21 protein-coding genes are annotated in these 21,586 nt (G+C 67.9%); 11 read left to right on the top strand and 10 right to left on the bottom strand.

Annotation, left to right across the window (positions count from 1 at the left end; genetic code table 11):
• The 3 genes from pcnB to hda form a co-directional block, all read right to left on the bottom strand.
• Positions 1–1,346, bottom strand: a 1,346-nt coding sequence (gene pcnB, locus CDO44_RS21500; protein WP_087782321.1) for a polynucleotide adenylyltransferase PcnB, incomplete at its 3' end; no start/stop codon positions are given.
• On the bottom strand, positions 1,343–2,035 hold the full coding sequence (locus CDO44_RS21495; RefSeq protein ID WP_087782320.1) for an HAD family phosphatase: 693 nt from the start codon (positions 2,033–2,035) through the stop codon (positions 1,343–1,345). The genes CDO44_RS21495 and pcnB, both read right to left, overlap by 4 nt.
• On the bottom strand, positions 2,032–2,754 hold the full coding sequence (gene hda / locus CDO44_RS21490) for a DnaA regulatory inactivator Hda (RefSeq protein ID WP_087782319.1): 723 nt from the start codon (positions 2,752–2,754) through the stop codon (positions 2,032–2,034). Before hda ends, CDO44_RS21495 begins: the two co-directional genes overlap by 4 nt.
• Positions 2,755–3,137: 383 nt before the next feature.
• Between hda and purM the strand changes: the two genes are divergently transcribed.
• Positions 3,138–4,187: a phosphoribosylformylglycinamidine cyclo-ligase gene (gene purM, locus CDO44_RS21485; protein WP_087782318.1), complete on the top strand. Its 1,050-nt coding sequence runs from the start codon at positions 3,138–3,140 to the stop codon at positions 4,185–4,187.
• Between the two features lie 87 nt (positions 4,188–4,274).
• Here the strand turns inward: purM and hisC are convergent, their stop codons facing one another.
• The 3 genes from hisC to mutL all read right to left on the bottom strand — a co-directional run bounded on the left by hisC (position 4,275) and on the right by mutL (position 8,359).
• Positions 4,275–5,333 carry a histidinol-phosphate transaminase gene (hisC, locus tag CDO44_RS21480; protein ID WP_087782317.1) on the bottom strand — a complete coding sequence of 353 codons (1,059 nt, stop codon included), beginning with the start codon at positions 5,331–5,333 and terminating at the stop codon, positions 4,275–4,277.
• A 148-nt stretch (positions 5,334–5,481) separates the two neighbouring features.
• On the bottom strand, positions 5,482–6,459 hold the full coding sequence (miaA, locus tag CDO44_RS21475; protein ID WP_198951417.1) for a tRNA (adenosine(37)-N6)-dimethylallyltransferase MiaA: 978 nt from the start codon (positions 6,457–6,459) through the stop codon (positions 5,482–5,484).
• Between the two features lie 7 nt (positions 6,460–6,466).
• Positions 6,467–8,359 (bottom strand): DNA mismatch repair endonuclease MutL, encoded by a 1,893-nt coding sequence (gene mutL, locus CDO44_RS21470; RefSeq protein ID WP_087782342.1) that lies wholly within the window; start codon positions 8,357–8,359, stop codon positions 6,467–6,469.
• A gap of 126 nt (positions 8,360–8,485) precedes the next feature.
• Here mutL and CDO44_RS21465 point away from each other — a divergent pair, with 126 nt between their 5' ends.
• A complete protein-coding gene (locus tag CDO44_RS21465; protein WP_087782315.1) occupies positions 8,486–9,142 on the top strand; it encodes a VTT domain-containing protein in 657 nt (218 codons plus the stop codon).
• Between the two features lie 299 nt (positions 9,143–9,441).
• Here CDO44_RS21465 and CDO44_RS21460 read toward each other — a convergent pair whose 3' ends face one another.
• Together CDO44_RS21460 and tsaE are read right to left on the bottom strand one after the other, a co-directional pair.
• Entirely contained in the window at positions 9,442–10,875 is a 1,434-nt protein-coding gene (locus CDO44_RS21460) for an N-acetylmuramoyl-L-alanine amidase (protein ID WP_087782314.1), read from the bottom strand.
• Positions 10,839–11,345: a tRNA (adenosine(37)-N6)-threonylcarbamoyltransferase complex ATPase subunit type 1 TsaE gene (gene tsaE / locus CDO44_RS21455; RefSeq protein ID WP_233146300.1), complete on the bottom strand. Its 507-nt coding sequence runs from the start codon at positions 11,343–11,345 to the stop codon at positions 10,839–10,841. Before tsaE ends, CDO44_RS21460 begins: the two co-directional genes overlap by 37 nt.
• Positions 11,346–11,361: 16 nt before the next feature.
• Here tsaE and queG point away from each other — a divergent pair, with 16 nt between their 5' ends.
• Positions 11,362–12,471: a tRNA epoxyqueuosine(34) reductase QueG gene (gene queG / locus CDO44_RS21450; protein WP_087782340.1), complete on the top strand. Its 1,110-nt coding sequence runs from the start codon at positions 11,362–11,364 to the stop codon at positions 12,469–12,471.
• 207 nt (positions 12,472–12,678) lie between these two features.
• Positions 12,679–13,668 (top strand): tripartite tricarboxylate transporter substrate binding protein BugE, encoded by a 990-nt coding sequence (locus CDO44_RS21445; protein WP_369824701.1) that lies wholly within the window; start codon positions 12,679–12,681, stop codon positions 13,666–13,668.
• 80 nt (positions 13,669–13,748) lie between these two features.
• Here the strand turns inward: CDO44_RS21445 and CDO44_RS21440 are convergent, their stop codons facing one another.
• Positions 13,749–14,201: a DUF2214 family protein gene (locus CDO44_RS21440; RefSeq protein WP_087782312.1), complete on the bottom strand. Its 453-nt coding sequence runs from the start codon at positions 14,199–14,201 to the stop codon at positions 13,749–13,751.
• A gap of 128 nt (positions 14,202–14,329) precedes the next feature.
• On the opposite strand from CDO44_RS21440, the gene CDO44_RS21435 reads away from it, so the two are divergent.
• The 4 genes from CDO44_RS21435 (at position 14,330) to plsY (ending at position 17,372) form a co-directional block, all read left to right on the top strand.
• Positions 14,330–15,040: a TetR/AcrR family transcriptional regulator gene (locus CDO44_RS21435; RefSeq protein ID WP_158213377.1), complete on the top strand. Its 711-nt coding sequence runs from the start codon at positions 14,330–14,332 to the stop codon at positions 15,038–15,040.
• A gap of 118 nt (positions 15,041–15,158) precedes the next feature.
• On the top strand, positions 15,159–16,058 hold the full coding sequence (gene xerD, locus CDO44_RS21430) for a site-specific tyrosine recombinase XerD (protein WP_087782339.1): 900 nt from the start codon (positions 15,159–15,161) through the stop codon (positions 16,056–16,058).
• A 38-nt stretch (positions 16,059–16,096) separates the two neighbouring features.
• Complete coding sequence (gene ybaK / locus CDO44_RS21425) at positions 16,097–16,582, top strand: Cys-tRNA(Pro) deacylase (RefSeq protein ID WP_087782310.1); 486 nt, start codon at positions 16,097–16,099, stop codon at positions 16,580–16,582.
• Between the two features lie 163 nt (positions 16,583–16,745).
• The gene (plsY, locus tag CDO44_RS21420) at positions 16,746–17,372 is read left to right on the top strand and encodes a glycerol-3-phosphate 1-O-acyltransferase PlsY (RefSeq protein WP_087782309.1); all 627 of its coding nucleotides are present in this window, start codon (positions 16,746–16,748) and stop codon (positions 17,370–17,372) included.
• Positions 17,373–17,409: 37 nt separating this feature from the next.
• Here the strand turns inward: plsY and tsaD are convergent, their stop codons facing one another.
• Positions 17,410–18,438 carry a tRNA (adenosine(37)-N6)-threonylcarbamoyltransferase complex transferase subunit TsaD gene (gene tsaD / locus CDO44_RS21415; protein WP_087782308.1) on the bottom strand — a complete coding sequence of 343 codons (1,029 nt, stop codon included), beginning with the start codon at positions 18,436–18,438 and terminating at the stop codon, positions 17,410–17,412.
• Positions 18,439–18,585: 147 nt separating this feature from the next.
• On the opposite strand from tsaD, the gene rpsU reads away from it, so the two are divergent.
• The 3 genes from rpsU (at position 18,586) to dnaG (ending at position 21,465) form a co-directional block, all read left to right on the top strand.
• Complete coding sequence (rpsU, locus tag CDO44_RS21410; RefSeq protein WP_087782307.1) at positions 18,586–18,798, top strand: 30S ribosomal protein S21; 213 nt, start codon at positions 18,586–18,588, stop codon at positions 18,796–18,798.
• A gap of 160 nt (positions 18,799–18,958) precedes the next feature.
• On the top strand, positions 18,959–19,420 hold the full coding sequence (locus CDO44_RS21405) for a GatB/YqeY domain-containing protein (RefSeq protein ID WP_087782306.1): 462 nt from the start codon (positions 18,959–18,961) through the stop codon (positions 19,418–19,420).
• Positions 19,421–19,452: 32 nt separating this feature from the next.
• Positions 19,453–21,465: a DNA primase gene (gene dnaG, locus CDO44_RS21400; protein WP_087782305.1), complete on the top strand. Its 2,013-nt coding sequence runs from the start codon at positions 19,453–19,455 to the stop codon at positions 21,463–21,465.
• Positions 21,466–21,586 lie beyond the last annotated feature (121 nt).

Here is a 21,586-nt window from a genome sequence, read left to right as displayed (position 1 = left end):
CGCGAGCGGCCGCTGCGGCGGCGGCGCTTGCGGGCCGGCGCGTCGCCTGGCGCGCGCGGCTGCCGGGCCAGTTCTTCGAGCATGGCGGCGCGCGCCGAGTCGCTGGCATCGGCCAGGTCCATCCACCACTGCGCCAGGGTGCTGTCCACCTCGCCCGCGGCAGCGCGCAATTGCAGGAAGTCGCAAGCAGCGCGAAAGCGGGGTTGTTCGATCATGCGCCAGGCCGCCTTGCCCTGCCGCCGCTCGAAGCGGGGCTGCATGAACCAGATTTCCCGCATGTCGGAGACGAAGCGGCGCTGGATCGCCAGCTTCTCGGTCTGGTCGTCCAGCACCGAGTCCACCGCCATGCCCAGCGCAGGCATGGGCAGCTCGCCGTCGGCCCGGTATTGCTGCCAGCGTTCGTTGACCTGCTGCCAGAGCAGCGCCGCGAACAGGAAGCTGGGGCTGACCGACTTGCCGCTGCGCACCCGCGTGTCAGTGCGTTCGAGCGCCAGCTGGACGAAGCGCTCGCCGCCGGGCTGCTCGAGCACCACGTCGAGCAGCGGGAGCAGGCCCTTGTGCAGTCCCTCGGCGCGCAGGCGCCGCAGGCAGTCCAGCGCGTGGCCGCAGGTCAGCATCTTGAGCATTTCGTCGAACAGCCGCGATGCCGGCACGTTCTCGATCAGGTGCGCCATTTCGCGGATCGGCGCCTGGGTGGCCGGCGCGATGGTGAAGCCGAGCTTGGCGGCAAAGCGTACGCCGCGCAGCATCCGCACCGGGTCCTCGCGGTAGCGCTTGACGGGGTCGCCGATGATGCTGACGACCTTCTTCTTCAGGTCGGCCACGCCGTTGTGATAGTCGATGACGATCTCGGTGGCCGGGTCGTAGTACAGCGCGTTGAGCGTGAAGTCTCGCCGCGCCGCATCCTCCTCCAGCGTGCCGAAGACGTTGTCGCGCAGGATGCGGCCATGTTCGTCGGTGGTCTGCTCGTCCGAGCCGGAGGCGCGGAAGGTGGAGGTTTCGATGATCTCCTGGCCGAACACCACGTGCACCAGGCGGAACCGGCGGCCGATGATGCGCGCGCGGCGAAAGAGCGGTTGCACCTGTTCCGGCGTGGCGTCGGTGGCCACGTCGAAATCCTTGGGCTGCGCGCCGACGATCAGGTCGCGCACCGCGCCGCCCACGATGTAGGCCTGGTAGCCGTTCTCGTGCAGCACGTCGCACACCTTGATCGCATGGCGCGATACCAGGCGGCGGTCGATGCCGTGCTTGGCCTGCGGCACGCGCAGGGGGGCATGCCGCCTGACGCTCAGGATGGGCCGTGGCGCCCGCGGGGTGAAGAGTTTGCTGATGAGCTTCTTGATCATGCGAACAGATCCGTGATGCGCCAGCCCCGGTCGCGCGCCAACTCGCGCAGCGCAGCGGACGGGTTGGCGGCGACCGGGTCGGTCACCGCCTCGAGCAGCGGGACATCGTTCATCGAGTCGCTATAGAAGAAAGACTGCCGGAAATCGGACAGCTGCCAGCCGTATCCGGCCAGCCATTGGTTGACGCGCACCACCTTGCCTTCGCGGAAGCAAGGGATGCCCTGGATGCGGCCGGTGTAGCGGCCGGCCACGTACTCGGGCTCGGTGGCCAGCAGCACCGGGATGCCGAATGCGCGGGCAACCGGAGCGGTCACGAAGGAGTTGGTGGAGGTGGCGATGGCGCACAGGTCCCCGGCCTCCAGGTGCTCGCGCACGAGGGCGATGGCCCGCGCGGTGATGGCGGGGCGGATGACCTCGGCCATGAATTCCTCGTGCCAGCGCGCCAGGTCGTAGGGCGTGTTCTGCGCCAGCAGGCCCAGCATGAACTCGGCGGACTCGATGGCGGTCAGCTTGCCGGCATCGTAGCGCCGCATCAGTTCCTCGTTCTTGGCGCAGGCCGCCTCGGGATCGCCGACGTGGCCGCCACGGGCGAGGAAATCGGCCCACCGGTAGTCGCTGTCGAGCGGCAGCAGGGTGTGGTCCAGGTCGAACAAGGCGAGGCGTGCGGGCGGCGCTTGGGTGGCGGTCATGACAACGAAGAATACGACTGAATGGAGGGCGATTGGGGCTGTTCGGCCAGCATGGCGCGCAGCAGCGGGAGGGTGATCGGCCGCTTGGCGGCGAGCGAGTAGCGGTCCAGGGCGTCGAGCAGGGCGGCCAGCTGGCGCATGTCGCGCTCGTAGTGGGTAAGTATCCAGTTGACCACTTCCGGGGCCAGTTGCAGGCCCCGGCTGGCAGCCTGGCGGACCAGGGCATCGGTCTTGTCGGCGTCGGACAGCACTTCGAGGCGGAACACGAGGTCCCATCCGAGCCGGGTGCGCAGGTCTTCCCGGATCTCGAGCTGCCCGGGAGCGCGTTCGCCGGCCACGACCAGCGACACGGCCATGTCGGTGGCGGAAAGTTCGCGCCAGCGGTTGTACAGCGTGAACACGGCCGCCAGGCGGGGCTCGTCCAGAAGGTGCAGGTCGTCGATGGCGATCAGGGCTGGCCGGGCATCGGCGTCCTCGGGCTGGGCGGCGCGCCTGTAGGCCGAGACCGGACTGCGGCTGTCCAGATAGACCGCGCCCGCGCCGTCGGACAAGGCGCGCAGCAGGTGCGTGCGTCCGCATCCCGCCGGCCCCCAGAGGTAGACGGCCCGGCCGGGAGGCAGCGCGCGCAGCGTCGCCAGGGCCTCGGTATTGGGGCCCGCGACGTAGTTTTCCAAGGACGGCGCCGGCGCGGCAAGAACGTCGAGTAGCAACTGCTTCATGTGATGCGGCTAAGAAGACCCGCAGCGTCGGACGATCATGGCGTTGGGAGGCGACAGGTCGGGCCGGGCAAGGCTGCGCAGGCAGGAAAGAAACGCAAAGGCGGCGAGGCGGCGGAGGAGGCCGCCACAGGGCCGTCGGCGGGACGGAACCGGCCGCAAGCCCCTATACGCTGCATGGGAATACCAATCATCGTAAAATTATAGCTTTCAGGCGTTCCCCGGCTGGTTTTTTTGCTGCGAGGGCCCGTTGACGCGGGGTTCGCGGCCGCGTCCCCGACGGGGCGCCGCCGCCGGACCGGGGACGAAAAACCGCCTTTTTCCCGCCTGGCCAACGAAAACGCATCCCTCCGGGGCACGCGCCAACTTATTTTTCGGTCCATTCCATGTCCGCACAACAACCCAGCGCTTCTTCTCTAACCTATCGTGACGCGGGCGTCGACATCGATGCGGGGGATGCCCTGGTCGAGCGCATCAAGCCGCTCGCCAAGCGTACCTTGCGCGAGGGCGTGCTGGCCGGCATTGGCGGATTCGGGGCGCTGTTCGAGGTGCCGAAAAAATACCGCGAGCCTGTGCTGGTGTCGGGTACGGACGGCGTGGGCACCAAGCTGCGCCTGGCCTTCTCTTGGAACAAGCACGACACGGTCGGCATCGACCTGGTGGCGATGAGTGTCAACGATATTCTCGTGCAGGGTGCCGAGCCGTTGTTCTTCCTCGATTACTTCGCCTGCGGCCGCCTGTCGGTGGATACCGCCGCAACCGTCATCGGCGGCATCGCCAAGGGTTGCGAACTGGCCGGCTGCGCGCTGATCGGCGGCGAGACCGCCGAGATGCCCGGCATGTATCCCGACGGCGAATACGACCTGGCGGGCTTTGCCGTCGGCGCGGTCGAGAAATCCCGCGCCATAGACGGCAGCCGCATCCAGCCGGGCGATGCCGTGCTCGGCCTGGCTTCCAGCGGCGCCCACTCCAACGGCTATTCGCTGGTGCGCAAGATCATCGAGCGCGCCGGGGCCGGACCCGACCACGATTTCCATGGCCAGCCGCTGCGCGACGTGGTCATGGCGCCCACCCGCATCTATGTCAAGCAGGTGCTGGCGGCCATTGCCAAGCATGAGATCAAGGGCCTGGCCCACATCACCGGCGGCGGCCTGCTGGACAACGTGCCGCGCATTCTGCGGCCGGGCCTGGCCGCGCGCCTGCACCGCGATGCCTGGAAGATGCCCGAGCTCTTCGCCTGGCTGCAGCGCGAAGGCGGCGTGGCCGACGTCGAGATGCATCGCGTGTTCAATTGCGGCATCGGCATGGTGGTGGTGGTGTCGGCCGCCGAGGCCGATGCCGTGGCCGCGACCCTGCGCGAGCAGGGCGAGACGGTCTACCGCATCGGCGAGATCGTCGAGCAGCAGCCGGGCGCGGCACAGACCGAAGTGGTGTAAGGACCGCCGGCCGTTGCCGGAATTTCGGGCAAGCCCGCGCACGGGGCCGGAGTGCGGCGGCTCCGGTCGCGAGGCTCGCCGCGTCGTTCAACCGACGATGGCGCGCAGGGCCCCGATCAGCGCATCGCACTCGGCATCGGTGCCTATGCTGATACGCAGGTACTGGTCGATGCGCGGCTGCTTGAAATGCCGCACCAGTACCTTGCGTTCGCGCAGCGCCTTGAGCAGCGCCGCGCCGTCGTGCGAGGGATGGCGCGCGAAGACGAAGTTGGCCGCCGAAGGCAGTACTTCGAAACCGAGCTGCGTCAATTGCTCCGTCAGGCGCGCGCGCGAGGCCATGACGGCCCGGCGGGTCTGGTCGAAGTAGGCCGTGTCCTCCATGGCCGCGGTAGCGCCCGCGATCGCCAGCCGGTCGAGCGGATACGAATTGAAGCTGCTCTTGACCCGTTCCAGTCCTTCGATCAGGTGCGGCTGGCCGATGGCGTATCCCACGCGGAGTCCCGCCAGCGAGCGCGCCTTGGAAAGCGTCTGCACCACCAGCAGGTTCGGGTAGGCCGCCACCAGCGGAACCGCCGAGGCGCCACCGAAATCGACATAGGCTTCGTCGATGACCACGGCGGAGTCGGGATTCGCCTTCAGCAGGGCCTCGATGTCGTCCAGCGGCAGCAGGCGTCCGGTCGGCGCGTTCGGATTCGGAAAAATGATGCCGCCGTTCGGCTGGCCGTAGTCCTGCACGCGGATGGACAGATCGTCGGTCAGCGGCACGGCACGGTAGTCGATGCCGTACAGGCCGCAGTAAACCGGGTAGAAGCTGTACGTCACGTCCGGGAACAGCAGCGGCAGGTCGTGCTTGAGCAGACCCACGAAGACATGGGCCAGCACCTCGTCCGAACTGTTGCCGGCGAACACGTGGTCGGCAGGCACGCCATGGAAGCGCGCCACCGCGGTCTTGAACGCCGTGGCATCGGGGTCGGGATAGCGGCGCAGGGACTCGCCGGTGGCGTGGCGGATGGCTTCCAGGGCACGCGGCGAGGGCGGATACGGGTTCTCGTTGGTGTTGAGTTTGACCAGTCCGTCGATCTGCGGCTGTTCGCCGGGGACGTAGGGCGTCAGTTGCTGAGTGACGCGGCTCCAGTACCTGTTCATGAATCGTGTCGTCGAAAGTGCTCGCGCGGCAACGGGCCGCGCGAGCATTGAGCATAGCAGGGCCGGGGAGAGGGCGCACGCCGCGGGTTGGCGGGCCGCGACAGGATATCGGCGCGGGATGGGAGGCTGGCCGCCTCGATGGCGCTGTTCAGCCCGCGGCGCTGATCGCCGCGTCGAGTGTCGCCGCCGCCGCGTCGATGACGCGTGCGGTGCTGTCCGGGGCAAGGCAGTCCACCACGATCCGGTCGGGCAGCGCGCGCAGCCAGGTGATCTGCCGCTTGGCCAGCTGCCGCGTCGCGGCAATGGCCTGCCCGCGCATCTCGGCACCGTGGATCTCTCCCGCCAGGTAGCTCCAGACTTGGCGGTATCCCACGCATCGTATGGAAGGCAGCTCGGGACTCAGGTCGGGGCGCGCGCGCAGGCGGCGCACCTCTTCCACCAGTCCGGCTTCGAGCATGGCGTCGAAGCGCTGTTCGATGCGGGCGTGCAGCCCGGCCCGCTCGGACGGCTCCAGGCTCAAGTTGACGGTGCGAAGCGGGGACCCGGCCGCCGCGCGCTGGCCAGTGAGCAGCGCCGACATGGGCTTGCCCGCAAGCGCATGGATTTCGAGGGCGCGCTGGATGCGCTGGCTGTCGTTGGGCGAGAGCCGTGCGGCGGTGGCCGGGTCGACGCGCGCCAGCTCGGCGTGCATCGCGGGCCAGCCGATTTCGGCCGCCCTGGCGTTGAGCTGCGCGCGCAGGACGGCATCGGCCTGCGGCAGGCTGTCCAGCCCTTCCCGCAGCGCCTTGAAATACATCATGGTGCCGCCGGCCAGGATAGGGATGCGACCGCGGCCGCGGATGTCGCCGATCAGGCGCAGCGCCTCGCTGCGGAATTGCCCCGCCGAGAAGGTCTCCGCCGGGTCGCGGATGTCGAGCAGATGCTGGGGCACGAGCTCGCGTTCCTCGCGGCTGGGCTTGGCGGTGCCTATGTCCATGCCGCGGTAGATCGTGGCCGAATCGACGTTGACGATCTCGACGGGCCAGCGCTCGGCCAGCGCCAGCGTGGCCGCGCTCTTGCCCGCGGCGGTGGGGCCCATCAGGCACAGGACGGGAGGCGGCGTATCGGCGGCCATCAGTGTCGCCATCGCGGGATCAGCGGCCGCGCAGGAACAGCCGGTCGAGGTCGCCCACGCTGAGCTGCACCCAGGTCGGGCGGCCATGATTGCACTGGTCCGCGCGCTCGGTGGCCTCCATTTGCCGCAAGAGGCCGTTCATTTCGTCCAGGTTGAGCCGGCGGTTGGCGCGCACGGCGCCATGGCAGGCCATGGTGGCGAGCAATTCGTTGCGCTGTTCGGTCAGCAGTCGCGAGGCGCCGATCTCGGCGAAGTCGCGCAGCACTTCGCGCGCCAGCGTCTCGATGTCCGCCTGCGCCAGCGGCGCGGGCACGGCCCTTACCGCGATCGACGCCGGTCCCGCGGGCCGCAGCTCGAAGCCCAGTCCGGCCAGCGCCTCCTGCTGCTCCTCCACCAGCGCCACATCCCGTTCGGAAGCCCGGAAGACCACCGGCACCAGCAGGTTCTGCCGCGGCATGCGCTGGGCGTCGAGGGCGTTCTTGAGTTGTTCGTAGACGATGCGTTCGTGGGCCGCGTGCATGTCGACCACCACGAGGCCGTGCGCGTTCTGGGCCAGCACGTAGATGCCGTGGAGCTGGGCCACCGCCATGCCGAGCGGGAACTCGCCGTCGTCGGGAAGCGGGCGCGGCCGGGCGCCGGCGAGCGCCTGGGCCGCGCCGGACGCGGTAGGCGAGGCAGGTACCGGCGGCGGCGCAAGCGGTTCGTGCAGCGCGAGGATGCGCGCACCCAGTTCCGGCCGGTAAGCCGGCGTGGCCGCATCGTGCAGCCTGAACGGCAATTGCGAGGCCGAGGCCAGGGCCGGCGCGACCGGGCCGAGCGTGCCTGTGCCCGGCGCAGGAGCGGAGCCGGTCATGGCGTCGGCGCCGCCGATCTGTTCGAAGACGGGTTCGGCGATCGCGGCCTGCGCATGCGCCAGGTCCGGCGCGGCGCCCGCCGCATGGGCCAGCGTCTGGCCGATGATCTGCGAAACGAAACGATGCACCGCGCCGCTGTCGCGGAAGCGTACCTCGTGCTTGGCAGGATGCACGTTGACGTCGACCGCGGCCGGGTCGAGATCCAGGAACAACACGTAGGCCGGCTGCCGGTCGCCGTGCAGCACGTCGGCATAGGCAGTGCGCATCGCATGGCTCACGGTGCGATCGCGCACAAAGCGGCCGTTCACATACAGGTACTGGCGGTCGGCCCGGGCGCGCGAGGCCGTGGGTCGGGATACCACGCCATGCAGGCGTATCGCTCCCGCGTCGGCCTGCACCGGCAGGCCGCCTTGCCCGAATTCGGCGCCGAGCACGTCGTGGATGCGACGCACCGGATCGGCGGGCAGGTGCTGCTGGTAGGCGCGGTCGTGATGGAACAGCCGGAAGGCGACATGGCAGTGCGCGAGCGCAATCCGCTGGAAGGCTTCCACGCAATGGCCGAATTCGGTGGCTTCCGATTTCAGGAACTTGCGCCGCGCAGGGACCGCATCGAACAATTGGCGTACGTCGACGGTCGTGCCGGGCGGGCCGGAGGCCGGCGCCACCTGGCCGTCCTCCCACTGCCAGGCGTGGTCGGCGCCGGCGGTGCGCGATATCAGGGCCAGTCGCGCGACCGAGGCGATGGAAGCCAGCGCTTCGCCGCGAAAACCCATGGAAGCGACGGATTCGAGCTCGTTGAGCGAACGGATCTTGCTGGTGGCGTGGCGGGCGACCGCCAGGGGTAGTTCATCGGGCGGAATGCCGCTGCCGTCGTCGCTCACCGCGATCCGGCGTATGCCGCCGCCCTCGAGCCTGACGTCGATCGCCCGCGCGCCGGCGTCGATGGCGTTCTCCATCAACTCCTTGAGCACCGAGGCGGGGCGCTCGATGACTTCGCCGGCCGCGATCTGGCTGATCAGGAGGTCGGGCAGCTGGGCGATGGTGCGGCGTTCGGACATGGCGGGATTATAGTGGTCCGCCCGCAAAGCCGGGGGGCTGTCATGCTTTGACATGTGCGGAAACGCCGGCGTGGGCTATATTGCCCGATCGGTTTTCATGCTCGCGGGAAAAGGCCCGGTTCTCCTATGCTCGAATTTCTGAACATGCTGATCCACATCGACCAGACCCTGGGCGTGTGGGTCGCGCAATACGGCGCGTGGATCTACCTGATCCTGTTCCTGATCATCTTCGCGGAGACCGGACTGGTCGTGGTGCCGTTCCTGCCCGGCGACTCGCTGCTGTTCATCGCCGGCGCCTTTGCCGCCACCGGCAGCATGCACCCGGGACTGCTCATCGCGCTGCTGCTCGTCGCCGCCGTGACCGGAAACACCGTCAACTATTTCGTCGGCCGCTACATCGGGCCACGGGTCTTTTCGCAGAACATCCGTTTCCTCGACCGCGAAGCGCTGCTCAAGACCCACACTTTCTACGAAAAGCACGGCGGCAAGACCCTGATCATCGCCCGCTTCCTGCCCATCGTGCGCACCTTCGCCCCCTTCGTGGCCGGTGTCGGCTACATGACCTTCGCCCGCTTCCAGTTCTTCAATGTCGTCGGCGCCGTGCTCTGGGTCGTGCTGCTGGTCCTTGCCGGTTACTTCTTCGGCAACCTGCCGCTCGTGCGCGAACACCTGAACACCATCGTCCTGGTCGGCCTGGCCGCCGCGATCGTCCCCTTGCTGCTAGGCGCCCTCTGGAAAGGCCTGCGCCACTTCCGCAATCGCTCCGCCGGCGTAGAGCAATAGGGAAGCGAAGAAGCCCACCCCCTCCGCGCTTCGCGCAAGGGGAGCCCACCCCCTCCGCGCTTCGCGCGTCCCCCTCAAGGGGGCGGCGCTGGCGGACCGGCAAAGCCGGATCCGCGGCGCCCTGGGTCTAGTACGAGTTTCTTAAATTGCCGCACCGTTGCTATCGCTGGCAGCCAGCGAAGCACAAGCGCCCCACCCCAAGATAACGGTACTAGATCCAGGATGCGGCGGATCCGGCTCCGCCGGTCCGCCCGCATCGCCCCCTGGGGGGGGCGCGTAAGCGCGTAGGGGGGGTATCTCTACGTCAGTTTGTTCTTGGACAGCGGCGGATTCTTCGCGAAATAGCGCTGGATGCCCTGCATGATGGCGGTCGCCATGCTGTCCTGGTAGGAGACGTCCGAGAGCCGCTTTTCTTCCTGGGGATTGCTGATGAAGGCGGTCTCCACCAGGATGGAAGGGATGTCCGGCGCCTTCAGGACGGCAAAGCCGGCCTGTTCGACGCGCGGTTTGTGCAGCCGGTTGATGTTCGACAACTCGTCCAGCACGGCGCGGCCGAGCTTGAGCGAGTCGTTGATCTGCGCCGTGGTCGACAAGTCGAGCAGCACCCGCGCGATCTGCTTGTCGTGCGAGCCGATGTTGACCCCGCCTATGAGGTCGGAGGCATTTTCCTTGGCCGCCAGCCAGCGGGCGGCGCTGCTGCTGGCGCCGCTCTCGGACAGGGCGAAGACCGACGAACCGCGGGCATCGGGCTTGATCCAGGCGTCGGCGTGCACCGATACGAAAAGATCGGCCTGGACGCGCCTCGCCTTGGCGACACGGACGTGCAGCGGCACGAAATAGTCGCCGTCTCGGGTGAGCATGGCGCGCATGTTGGGCTGCTGGTCGATCTTGGCCTTCAGGCCGCGCGCGATCTGCAACACCACGTCCTTCTCGCGGGTGCCGCCGCGTCCGATGGCGCCCGGGTCTTCGCCGCCATGACCGGGATCCAGGGCCACCGTGATCATGCGCGCCACGGCGGGCGCCGGGTCCGTCCGCCGGCGGGAAGGCGCCGGTTCCGGCGCGGCCTCCGGAATCTGCCCGCCGTTGACGGCGGAGCCGGTGCCCGGCGCGGGTACGGCGTTGCGCTCGGCCTGCAGATTCTCGAGCATCTGCGCCATCGGATCGTCGCCGCCCTTGTTCGCCAGGGCCAGCAGCGGGTCTTGCGCAACCTTGGGGTAGAGATCCAGCACGAGGCGGTGCTTGTATTCCCCCACCGGCTTGAGGCTGAAAACCTGGGGAATCGTCTCCTGCTTGAGGTCCAGCACCAGCCTTACCACGTTCGGCCGGTTCTGGCCCACACGGACACTGGCGATATAGGGATCGTCCGGGCGGACCTTGGACACCAGGTCGCGCAGCGCGGCGTTCATTTCCACGCCTTCGATGTCCAGCACCACGCGGTCGGGGTTGGCCAGCACGAAGTGCTCGGTCTTGAGTTCGGCGTCCAGCTCCAGCGTGAGCCGGGTGTAGTCGGGCGCGGGCCACAGGCGCACGGCCACCAGTTCGGCGGCGCGGGTGGCAGTGGGAACCAGCGGCACCACCAGGGTGGCGGCCAGGCCGGCCACCAGGCGCCGCCGGGAAATTCCCCGCGGCGCCAGGACGCCCTGGGCTTGGGCGTAGGACAAGGCCGGCGCGCCGGCCGGCTGGTCGGGGTCGGGCTCTAGCCCATCGTGTCGGGAAAAAGTGTGTTCAGCCATGCCTGCCCTTTTGCGGTGTGGGCACTGAGCGTCACCCCGCGTCCTGCGCCTTCATAAGACAGCGCGATGTCCAGGTCCGGAGCCGGGAGCGCACCGCCCGCGCGTTCGGCCCACTCGATGAGCACCAGGGCGTCATCGCGCAGAGCGTCCCGGAATCCGGCGTCGAGCCACTCGCGTGGATCGGTAAAACGATAAAAATCAAAGTGATAGCAGTATAAGTTCGAAACTTTGTAAGGTTCAACTAGCGTGAACGTCGGACTTTTGATTCGACCTGTAACGCCGACTCCACGCAACAGAGCGCGGGCGAAGGTGGTTTTGCCCGCACCGAGGTCGCCTTGCAGGTGAATGCGGCCCCCGGTGGCGGCCAGCGGCGCGAGGCGGGCGGCCAGCGTTTCGGTCGCGGCTTCGTCGGCGAGATGGAGATGTCGAGAGTTGGGCATGGCGGGGTGAAAGGCGTCGTTCGTGGGCATGGGCTACCATCGCAGTATGTCAGCGTTGCCCCCGAATGCACCCGTTTCTTCCTCTTCCGGCCTCGATCTCGCAGGCCTGGTCGAATCGGTGCGCCAGTGGGGACGGGAACTGGGGTTTTCCGCGGTGGGGGTTGCCGACCTCGACCTGGCCGAGGCGGGGGAACGGCTGGCCGCCTGGGTAGGCGAGGGCATGCATGGCGAAATGGATTATATGGAGCGGCATCTGCCGCTGCGCCGGGATCCTGCCCAATTGGTGCCGAATGCCCGATCGGCCATCATGGTCCGCATGGACTACGCGCCGCTGGACGGCCCCGCGCTGGCCGCGCGCCAGCGGTCGGCCCTGGCCGACGGCGCCACGGCGGTCGTGGCCAGCTACGCGCTGGGGCGCGACTACCACAAGGTGCTGCGCCAGCGTCTACAGCGGCTGGCGGACCGCATCGCCGGGCACATCGGTCCGTTCGGTTACCGCGTCTTTACCGACTCGGCGCCGATCATGGAAGTCGAACTGGCGCGCAAGGCCGGAATCGGCTGGCGCGGCAAGCACACGCTGTTGCTCTCGCGCGACGGCAGCTGGTTCTTCCTGGGCGAAATCCTCACCGACCTGCCCCTGCCGGCCGATCGGCTGGAGACGCCACGCTGCGGACAATGCCGCCGCTGCATCGACGCCTGTCCGACCGGCGCGATCGTGGCGCCGTACCTGCTCGACGCCCGGCGCTGCATCTCCTACCTGACCATCGAACTCAAGGGCAGCATCCCGGAGGCGCTGCGGCCGGCCATCGGCACGCACGTCTACGGCTGCGACGACTGCCAGACGGCGTGTCCGTGGAACAAGTACGCGCGCGCCTCGGATATCCCGGATTTCGCGCCGCGCCATGGACTGGAGGCGGCGTCGCTGCTGGAGCTGTTCGCCTGGACCGAGGCGGATTTCGATGAGCGCACGCAAGGAAGCGCCATTCGCCGCATCGGCTACGAACGCTGGTTGCGGAATGTCGCCGTCGCGCTCGGCAACGCGCCGCCCTCCGAAGCCGTGCGGGCGGCGCTGCGGGAACGGGTCGACCACCCCAGCGAACTGGTTCGCGAACACGTGCGCTGGGCGCTGGAGCGGCAACGGGCCGCCGACGACTGAGCGGGAGTCGGGGAAAACGAGCAGGGGGATATGCACAGCGTAACAAGGCTGTTTGCTATTCTTTTGACCAGGCCCTTGACCAAGCCCGCTTGAGCCATGAGGTCAGGACATATCCGCAGGAAGCCGGATGAGGGTAGGCGCGGGTGCGCACCTGCGCCTGCGCTGCATGGGCCGTCCCGTGAAGGACCATCCAAAAGAGGAGCATGCATGAAAGCAAGAAGAATCGCCGCATCGCTGGCGGGAATGGCGGCGGCCGTCACCACGTTCGCCGCGGCACCCGGCGCAGCCTTCGCGCAGTCCTATCCGAACCGGCCGGTGCGCGTCATCGTGCCGTTTGCCCCCGGCGGCTCGACCGACATCATCGCCAGGCTGGTGGGCGAACGCATGGGCAAGGAGCTCGGCCAGCCCTTCGTGATCGAGAACCGTGGCGGCGGCGGTGGCGCCATCGGCGCCAGCGAGGCCGCGCGTGCCGCGCCCGACGGCTATACCCTGAGCATTGCCACCGTTTCCACGATGGCGATCAATCCGGCCTGCAATGCCAAGCTGGGCTACGACCCGCTCAAGGATTTCCAGCCGGTCACCAATTTCGCCCACACCGCCAACGTGCTGGCCGTCAATCCCAAGGTCCCGGCCAACGATTTCAAGGCCTTCCTCGAGCTGGCCAAGAAGGAACCGGGCAAGTTCTCGTTCGCCACGTCGGGCACTTGCAGCATCAATCACTTCCTGGGCGAACTCTTCCAGTTGGGCACGGGCGCCAAGATCGTCCACATTCCCTATCGCGGTTCGGGTCCGGCCATTGCCGACGTCGTCGGCGGTCAGGTGCAGATGCTGTTCGACAACCTGCCCTCGTCCATGCCCAACATCCAGGCGGGCAAGCTGCGCGCATTGGCCGTGGCGTGGCCGGAACGGGTCGATGGCCTGCCCAACGTGCCGACGTTCAAGGAACTGGGGCTGCCGCTGATGAACGATCCGGCATGGTACGGATTGCTGGCGCCGGCCGGGACACCGACCGAGATCGTCAACAAGCTGCGTGATGCCGCGGTGAAGGTGCTGGCCGATCCGCAGGTCAAGGATACGCTGGCCAAGCAAGGGGCCGCGCCGGTGGGCAATACGCCCGCCGAGTTCCGGGCCGAGATCGAGAAGGAGCTCAACAAGGCCAAGGACGTCGTGAAGAAGCAGAACATCAAGTTGGAGTGAGTCCCCGGCAGGGCCAACCCCCCGGCGGCCTTCGGCCGCTCCCTTCCTCGAGGGGGCGGCGCTGGCGGGCCTGCGGTCTGCTAGGAATGGCCCAGGCCCCGGGCCATGGCGGCGGCGAGGATGGGGAGGGCGGCCCAGCCGGCGGCCTGGATCTTGATGGCGGTGCGGACCTTGACGATGTCTGTGGCTGCGGGGTGGAAGTCGGGGGTGTGGCGGGCTTGCTGCCGCCAGCGCAGGTAATTGATGGTGGGAAAGGCCGATACGGCGCCCACTGCCAGGAATACCCCGATCTTGGCCCAGAAGATGGGGTTGTCCAGATAGAAATCCATGCCTTTGGGACCCCAGGCGACGCGGGCGGCGCCGATGGCCAGGATCAGGCCGGCCAGGCTGCCGTAGCAGGCGTCGGTCCGGCCCAGGGCGGCCAGGGGTAACGGGCGCGACGGGCTCAATAGTGCCCACTGCATGGCCAGCGCGGCCGCCATGCCGAGAAAACAGAGATGGTGCATCCACGCGAGCAGGAAGTCGGTGGTCATTTTGTTGACACTGTCTAGATTGCTGGAAGCGTCACGATAACATGAATGTTTACAGTGTCAAGAATTATTTTCCTCGAAGAAGGCGCGGTCAATTTGACGACGTAAAGATTTGTTTGCGAAGATGCGGCATGGCAGTCGATCAATCCACCGGCGGCAGGGGCGGCCGTCGTCCCGCCACGCGCGCGGGCGCTTATCACCATGGCGATCTGCGCCAGGCCCTGCTCGATGCGGCGCAGTCCATTCTCGAAGAGCGCGGGCTCGAGGGATTCACGCTGCGCGAGTGCGCGCGGCGCGCCGGTGTCTCCCATGCCGCGCCGGCGCATCATTTCGGCGATGTGGCGGGCCTGCTCACGGCCTTCGCGGCATCCGGGTTCCGCCAGTTGTCCGCCCTGATGCGGGCCTATCGGGAAGCCGCGCCGGCCGAGCCCGAGGCCCAGCTGCGAGCCGTCGGCCTGGCCTACATCGACTTCGCCATCGGCCACCGGGCACAGTTCCAATTGATGTTCCGCGATGACAGGCTGGCGCCCGGTGATTCCGGCCTGGACGAGGCCGGCCGGGAGGCCGCCGGGCATTTGTCCGACACCCTGGCCGCCGCGCTGGCGACTCGGGGGCTGGCGGAGAAGGGACCCGATTTCGACCGTCGCTTGATACTGGCATGGTCCGCGGTACACGGCTTTGCCACCTTGCTGCTGGAGGGCCGCCTGGATGGATGGCGCGGACAGCAATCGGTGCCCGTCTATGCCTCGCGCGCCGGCGACGAGGTGCTTGCGGTGCTGGAAGTGGCACTGCTCGCCCCCGCCACGGCGCCCGGCCGACGGCGACGGGGAGGGGGGGAATGAGCGCGCCCGGCCGGCCGGCCGAAGGGCGCGCTTCCTCCCTCGGGGAGGATGTCGCGCAGCGACAGGGGGGTATGCGATGAGCGTCCTGCGCGACAAGCCCAAGGCGCGCCAAGGCGTGATGCGTCCCGGCGACGACCCCGGCATAGCGGCCTTCATCGAAGCCATGTGGCTGGAGGACGGCCTGTCCGACAATACCTTGCGTGCGTATCGCCAGGACCTGGCGGCCTTCGACGCCTGGCTCAAGGAAGCGCGCGGGTCCGCGCTCGACCGCGCGCAGGGCCACGACATCGAGGCCTGGTTTGCCGCCGTCCATTCCCACAGCAAGGCCACCACGGCCAACCGGCGGCTGGCGACGCTGCGGCGTTATTTCCAGTGGGCGCTGCGCATGCATCGCGTCGAGGCCGATCCATGCCTGACGCTGCGCGCGGCCAAGCAGCCGCCGCGGTTGCCCAAGACCTTGTCCGAGGCCCAGGTAGAGGCCTTGCTGGGGGCCCCGGACCTGGATACCGACCTGGGATTGCGCGATCGCGCCATGCTGGAGACCTTGTATGCCACCGGCCTGCGCGTATCCGAGCTGGTCGCGCTGAAGTCGCTCGACGTGGGGCTCAACGAAGGCGTGGTGCGCGTCGTCATGGGCAAGGGCGGCAAGGATCGCCTGGTGCCGCTGGGCGCCGAGGCGGCGCACTGGATCACGCGCTACCTGGCCGAGTCGCGCCCGGCCCTGCTCGGAAGCCGGATCAGCGACGTGCTCTTCGTCACCGCGCGCGCGGAGGCCATGACGCGCCAGAGTTTCTGGCTCATCATCAAGAAATACGCCATTCGTGCCGGCATACGCGCCGCCTTGTCGCCCCACGTGCTGCGCCACGCTTTCGCCACGCATCTGCTGAACCACGGCGCCGACCTGCGCGTGGTCCAGATGCTGCTTGGCCATGCCGACATCTCGACCACCCAGATCTATACGCATATCGCGCGCGAGCGGCTTAAACTCCTGCACGCCCGGCACCATCCGCGAGGATAGCCGCGCATTTCACCGGGCCGGCCGCGCCGGCGAAGCACATGAGCAAATCCAAGCACGTTTCCGAGACACCCGCGACGCAATTCCTGCGCAAGCACGGCGTGGCTTTTACCGAGCATGCCTACGAGTACGTGGAGCATGGCGGCACCGCCGAATCGGCGCGCCAACTGGGCGAGGACGAGCATGCCGTGGTCAAGACCCTGATCATGGAGGACGAGGAGGCCAGGCCGCTGGTGATCCTCATGCACGGGGACCGCGAAGTGTCCACCAAGAACCTGGCCCGCCAGATCGGCGCGAAGAAGGTGGCGCCGTGCAAGCCCGAAGTCGCGCAGCGCCATTCCGGCTACCTGGTCGGCGGCACGTCGCCGTTCGGTACGCGCAAGGCCATGCCGGTCTACGTCGAGGCCAGCGTGCTCGAACTGCCGCGCATATTCATCAACGGCGGCAAGCGCGGCTACCTGGTCGGCATCGATCCGCGCGAGCTGGTGCGCCTGCTGCGCGCCGTTCCCGTGTCGGCGGCGCTCTGACGCCGGAACCGAGGCGCCCGCCTTCCTGTCATGCGTGCCCGCGATCATGGCCAGGCGCCGCTCGCGCCGCCGCGGGACAGCATGATGGCCAACCGGTAGAATCGCCGGCTGTCATGCCTTTGTCATTGCACCGTGGCCACACTGGCCCGAGGATTCCCTTTCCATGATCACCATTGCCGCCGCCGTCGTCGCCTACCTGATCGGCTCCATATCGTTTGCCGTCATCGTCAGCCGCGTCATGGGGCTCGCCGACCCGCGCACCTACGGCTCCAAGAATCCCGGGGCCACCAATGTCCTGCGCTCGGGCAGCAAGGCCGCTGCCGTCATCACCCTGGTGGGGGACGCCTTCAAGGGCTGGCTCGCGGTATGGCTGGCCCAGGTCTATGCACCGCGGCTCGGCATGGGCGAGACCACCATCGCGGTAGTCGCGCTGGCGGTATTCCTCGGCCATCTCTATCCGGTGTTCTTCCGCTTCAAGGGCGGCAAAGGCGTGGCCACGGCGCTGGGCGTGCTGATCGGACTGCAGCCATGGCTGGGCGTGGCAACCCTGGCCACCTGGCTGATCGTCGCCGTGTTCTTCCGCTATTCCTCCCTCGCCGCCATCGTCGCCGCCATCTTCGCTCCCATCTACTACGTATTCGGCCACGGCGTGGCCTGGACCGCCGACGCCCGCATCGGCACGGCCATTGGCATCATGGCGCTCTTGCTGCTCTACCGCCACCAGAAGAACATCGCGAATCTCCTGGCCGGCAAGGAAAGCCGAATAGGCCATAAGCCGCCCTCCCCTTGAGGGGGAGCGGCCGCAGGCCGAAAAGGGGGGGGCCTCCCTAGCGCGTAGGAGGGGAACCCAGCTCCCATCGCGGCTGGACCGTAAAGCCGCTGTGGCGCTCGGCGGGGTCGGCCAGGCCGGCTTGCAGGCGCAGGGCGGCGGCGAAGGCGATCATGGCGCCGTTGTCGGTGCACAATTCCAGTGGCGGGAAGAAGGCTTGGGCTCCCAGGCGCTCGAGCCGGGCGGCCAACCGTTCGCGCAGCAGCTTGTTGGCGCCCACGCCGCCGGCGATGACCAGCCGTTTCAGCCCGGTGGCCTCGAGCGCCTTGACGGACTTGGCGACCAGCACCGACACGATGGCGTCCTGCGTGGCCGCGGCCAGGTCGGCGCGGGCCTGCGCGTCGTCCGGTTCGAGGTTCCTCATGCGGGTGAGCACGGCCGTCTTGAGCCCGCTGAAGCTGAAGTCGAGGTCGGGGCTGTGCAGCTTGGGGCGGGGCAGGTCGAAGCGCTCGGCATGTCCGGATTCGGCCAGCCGGGAGAGCGCCGGCCCGCCGGGGTAGCCCAGGCCGAGCAGCTTGGCGGTCTTGTCGAAGGCCTCGCCGGCGGCGTCGTCCAGGGTCTCGCCCAGCAGCGCATAGCGGCCGACGCCATCCACCCGCATCAACTGGGTGTGTCCGCCGGATACCAGCAGCGCGACGAAGGGAAACTCCGGGCGCGGCGTGGCCAGCAGCGGCGAGAGCAGATGGCCTTCCAGGTGGTGGATGGCGATGGAGGGCAGGTCGCGCGCCCAGGCGATGGCCTGCGCCACGCTGGCGCCCACCAGCAGCGCCCCGGCCAGGCCCGGCCCGGCGGTGTACGCAATGGCGTCGACGTCTTCCAGGGCCAGGCCCGCGGCGTCGAGCGCCTGGCGCGTCAGGGGAAGTACCCGCCGCACGTGGTCGCGCGAAGCCAGTTCCGGGACGACGCCGCCATAGTCCTGGTGCATCTCCACCTGGGAGTGCAAGGCATGGGCGAGGAGCCCGCGCTCGGTGCTGACCACGGCCACGCCGGTTTCATCGCAGGAACTTTCAAAGCCGAGGACGATCATGGAAAATGAGCGTGGACGCGATTATGATGCGAGTTAACCCTAGCGGGCAGTGTAGCACCGAGGCCGCAGAAGCATTGGCAAGTTGGCGCGGGATCTGCTATATTGGCAGGCTTGATTAACCCCTAGCAACCCCGAGGCAATCGTTACATGCCGACAATTCGCGTTAAAGAAAATGAGCCGTTTGAGGTCGCCCTGCGTCGTTTCAAGCGCACCATTGAAAAGACTGGCTTGCTGACCGAACTGCGCTCGCGCGAGTTTTACGAAAAGCCCACGGCCGAGCGCAAGCGCAAGCACGCTGCTGCCGTCAAGCGCCACTACAAGCGCATCCGCAGCCAGCAACTGCCCAAGCGCCTGTACTGATTGCTGCCGCGCCGCGTGCGCGATGTAAGCTTTCCGGTAGTTTCGCAGAGTTGTCAGAGCCGCTACGGCGCCAGCCGGGCGGCTTTTGGCGTTTTTGCCGTTATTCTTCATTTTTCGGCGTCCGCCCGCGACGTCCGAACCCTCACACCGCGGAATGCTCATGACTGCAGATACCCTCAAAGCCCGCCTGTCCGATGAAATCAAGAGCGCCATGCGCGCCAAGGCCACCGAGCGCCTCGGCACGCTGCGCCTGCTGGCTGCCGCCATCAAGCAGAAGGAAGTCGACGAGCGCCGCGACCTGGGGGACGCCGACATCGTCGCCATCGTCGAAAAGCAGGTGAAGCAGCGCCGCGAGTCCATCGCGTCGTTCGAGCAGGCCGGGCGCACGGAATCCGCCGCCCAGGAGCGCGCCGAGATGGCCGTGCTGCAGGAGTTCCTGCCCCAGGCCGCTTCCGAGGAGGAAATCGCCGCCGTCGTGGCGGCCGCGGTGGCCGAGGTTTCGGCCCAGGGCGTGACCGGCGGGGCGGCCATGGGCAAGGTCATGGGGCTGGTCAAGCCCAAGCTGGCCGGCCGCGCCGACATGGCCGAGGTGTCGAAGCTGATCAAGGCCCGCCTGGGCTGAGCCGCGAGGCGTTCCTCCCCCGCCCTGCGCGCATGATTCCCGAGTCATTCATCCAGGATCTGCTGGCCCGGGTCGACATCGTCGACGTGGTGGGCCAGCATGTCCAGCTGCGCAAGGCAGGGGCCAATCTGCTCGGATTGTGCCCTTTTCACGGCGAAAAGACGCCGTCTTTCACCGTCAGTCCTACCAAGCAGTTCTACCATTGCTTCGGCTGCGGCGCCCACGGCACCGCCATCCGCTTCCTGATGGAGCATACGGGCGCGGGCTTCCCGGAGGCGGTGCGCAGCCTCGCCGGCATGGTCGGCATGCAGGTGCCCGAAGAGGAGCGCAGCCCCCGCCAGCGCGCTGCGCGGCAGCAGCGCGAGGCCATGGTGTCGCGCCACAGCCAGGTGCTGGAGACGGCCAACACCTGGTATCGGCAGCAGCTGCGCGGTGCCGCGGCGGCGGTTGCCTATCTGAAAGGGCGCGGCGTGTCGGGCGAGATCGCCGCCCGCTTCGGGCTCGGCTGGGCCGGCGCCGAGCGCCAGGGCCTTGCTGCCGTGCTGCCCAGCTATGACGATCCGCTGCTGGTGGAGGCCGGCCTGGTGATCCAGAGCGAGGACGGGCGCCGCTACGACCGCTTCCGCGAGCGGATCACGTTCCCGATCCGCAACGCCCGTGGCCACTTGATCGGCTTCGGCGGCCGCATCATCGGCAAGGGCGAGCCCAAGTACCTGAATTCGCCCGAAACGCCCATCTTCTCCAAGGGGTCGGAGCTCTACGGCCTCTGGGAGGCGCGCCAGGCCATCCGCAAGGAAGGCATGGTGGTGGTCGTGGAGGGCTACATGGACGTCGTGGCCCTGGCCCAGCTGGGCATCGAATGCGCCGTGGCGACGCTGGGCACCGCGACCACGCCGGTGCACGTGCAGAAGCTCCTGCGGGCGAGCGACAGCGTGATTTTCAGCTTCGACGGCGACAAGGCCGGGCGCAAGGCCGCCTGGCGCGCGCTGGAGGCCTGCCTGCCGCTCCTGCGCGACGACATCTCGATCCGCTTCCTGTTCCTGCCGGACGACCACGATCCCGACTCGTACGTGCGGGAATTCGGCGCCGAGAGCTTCAGGAAGGCATTGCGCGAAGCCATGCCGCTGTCGCAGTTCATGCTTGGCGAACTCGCCGAGCGCCATCCCATGGAGGAAGCGGAGGGGCGGGCACGCTGCGTGCATGATGCCCGGCCTTTGCTGCAGGCCATGCCGGCCGGCGCGTTGCGCATGCAGGTGCAGCGGGAACTGGCGCAGCTGACACGCCTGACCACGGATGAGCTCGCCCAGCTCGTGCCGCTGCAGGATACCCCCAGCGGCCCCCTGGTGCAGACGCCCGCGCAAATGCGGGGAACTTCGCCGGTTCCGGCCCGCTCTGAGTCTAATGGCGTACAAGGCAGTGCCGAAGACCCCCCCTGGGTTCCCGACCACGAGCCGCCTGACGACCATTTTTACGAGCCGGCCCCCGATTTCCATGAAAGATCCGAGGGGCCCGGGCATGGCGGCGGCTTCCGGCCGGGACGCTTCAAGAGCGGGCGTTTTCGGGACCGCAACGGCCGCTACGGAGACGAACGGCCCCAAGGATACGCCGGGCCGCGCCCCAGGGTGACTCCCATCGCCGGACGCCTGCTCCAGCTGCTGCTGGCGCATCCCGGCCTGGTCCGGCACATAGGCGACGATGCCGAACGTTTGCTGGAGGCCAACCAAGGTTACGAATCGGTCCGGGCGCTGCTGGCGCTGGTGCGCAGCACGGGCGCGCAACATGCGGGCGCCTTGCTGCAGGCTGCCGAAGGCAGCGATCTGGCGCAGACTCTTGTAATGGCCTCGACGGCCACCATTTATGAAGAAGAGCTGCCCGATCCCGACAGCGAGCTGCGCGACGCGTTGCGCATGGTCGAGTTGCATGCCGTCAGCGCTGAACAGCAAAAGCTGGCCGCTTCAGGCCTGAAAGATGCGCAGGACAAGGCCAGATATCTGGCCTTGACGGAAAGAATCCTAGAGTTGAAGAAGCCGAGGGTGGTAGAATAGAAGGTTTACCGCAGGTCTGATAGCGGACCTTTTCCCCCGGTTTTCTGGTATAGGTTTGTAACGATGGCTTCGTCCATCGCATCGGATAGCGCCCGTGTGATGCGGACGCCCGCGTGCGACG

The organism is Pigmentiphaga sp. NML080357 (genome assembly GCF_002188465.1).
Taxonomy (GTDB): domain Bacteria; phylum Pseudomonadota; class Gammaproteobacteria; order Burkholderiales; family Burkholderiaceae_B; genus Pigmentiphaga.
Note: the sequence above shows the minus strand (reverse complement) of the source record. Positions and strands in the feature narration are given on the sequence as shown.

What these genes read in the sequence shown, in the direction of transcription:
- CDO44_RS21495 (WP_087782320.1), bottom strand. Translation starts at nt 2,035, where the DNA reads ATGACCGCCACCCAAGCGCCGCCCGCACGCCTCGCCTTGTTCGACCTG.
- hda (WP_087782319.1), bottom strand. Translation starts at nt 2,754, where the DNA reads ATGAAGCAGTTGCTACTCGACGTTCTTGCCGCGCCGGCGCCGTCCTTG.
- purM (WP_087782318.1), top strand. Translation starts at nt 3,138, where the DNA reads ATGTCCGCACAACAACCCAGCGCTTCTTCTCTAACCTATCGTGACGCG.
- hisC (WP_087782317.1), bottom strand. Translation starts at nt 5,333, where the DNA reads ATGAACAGGTACTGGAGCCGCGTCACTCAGCAACTGACGCCCTACGTC.
- miaA (WP_198951417.1), bottom strand. Translation starts at nt 6,459, where the DNA reads ATGGCGACACTGATGGCCGCCGATACGCCGCCTCCCGTCCTGTGCCTG.
- mutL (WP_087782342.1), bottom strand. Translation starts at nt 8,359, where the DNA reads ATGTCCGAACGCCGCACCATCGCCCAGCTGCCCGACCTCCTGATCAGC.
- CDO44_RS21465 (WP_087782315.1), top strand. Translation starts at nt 8,486, where the DNA reads ATGCTCGAATTTCTGAACATGCTGATCCACATCGACCAGACCCTGGGC.
- CDO44_RS21460 (WP_087782314.1), bottom strand. Translation starts at nt 10,875, where the DNA reads ATGGCTGAACACACTTTTTCCCGACACGATGGGCTAGAGCCCGACCCC.
- tsaE (WP_233146300.1), bottom strand. Translation starts at nt 11,345, where the DNA reads ATGCCCACGAACGACGCCTTTCACCCCGCCATGCCCAACTCTCGACAT.
- queG (WP_087782340.1), top strand. Translation starts at nt 11,362, where the DNA reads ATGTCAGCGTTGCCCCCGAATGCACCCGTTTCTTCCTCTTCCGGCCTC.
- CDO44_RS21445 (WP_369824701.1), top strand. Translation starts at nt 12,679, where the DNA reads ATGAAAGCAAGAAGAATCGCCGCATCGCTGGCGGGAATGGCGGCGGCC.
- CDO44_RS21440 (WP_087782312.1), bottom strand. Translation starts at nt 14,201, where the DNA reads ATGACCACCGACTTCCTGCTCGCGTGGATGCACCATCTCTGTTTTCTC.
- CDO44_RS21435 (WP_158213377.1), top strand. Translation starts at nt 14,330, where the DNA reads ATGGCAGTCGATCAATCCACCGGCGGCAGGGGCGGCCGTCGTCCCGCC.
- xerD (WP_087782339.1), top strand. Translation starts at nt 15,159, where the DNA reads ATGCGTCCCGGCGACGACCCCGGCATAGCGGCCTTCATCGAAGCCATG.
- ybaK (WP_087782310.1), top strand. Translation starts at nt 16,097, where the DNA reads ATGAGCAAATCCAAGCACGTTTCCGAGACACCCGCGACGCAATTCCTG.
- plsY (WP_087782309.1), top strand. Translation starts at nt 16,746, where the DNA reads ATGATCACCATTGCCGCCGCCGTCGTCGCCTACCTGATCGGCTCCATA.
- tsaD (WP_087782308.1), bottom strand. Translation starts at nt 18,438, where the DNA reads ATGATCGTCCTCGGCTTTGAAAGTTCCTGCGATGAAACCGGCGTGGCC.
- rpsU (WP_087782307.1), top strand. Translation starts at nt 18,586, where the DNA reads ATGCCGACAATTCGCGTTAAAGAAAATGAGCCGTTTGAGGTCGCCCTG.
- CDO44_RS21405 (WP_087782306.1), top strand. Translation starts at nt 18,959, where the DNA reads ATGACTGCAGATACCCTCAAAGCCCGCCTGTCCGATGAAATCAAGAGC.
- dnaG (WP_087782305.1), top strand. Translation starts at nt 19,453, where the DNA reads ATGATTCCCGAGTCATTCATCCAGGATCTGCTGGCCCGGGTCGACATC.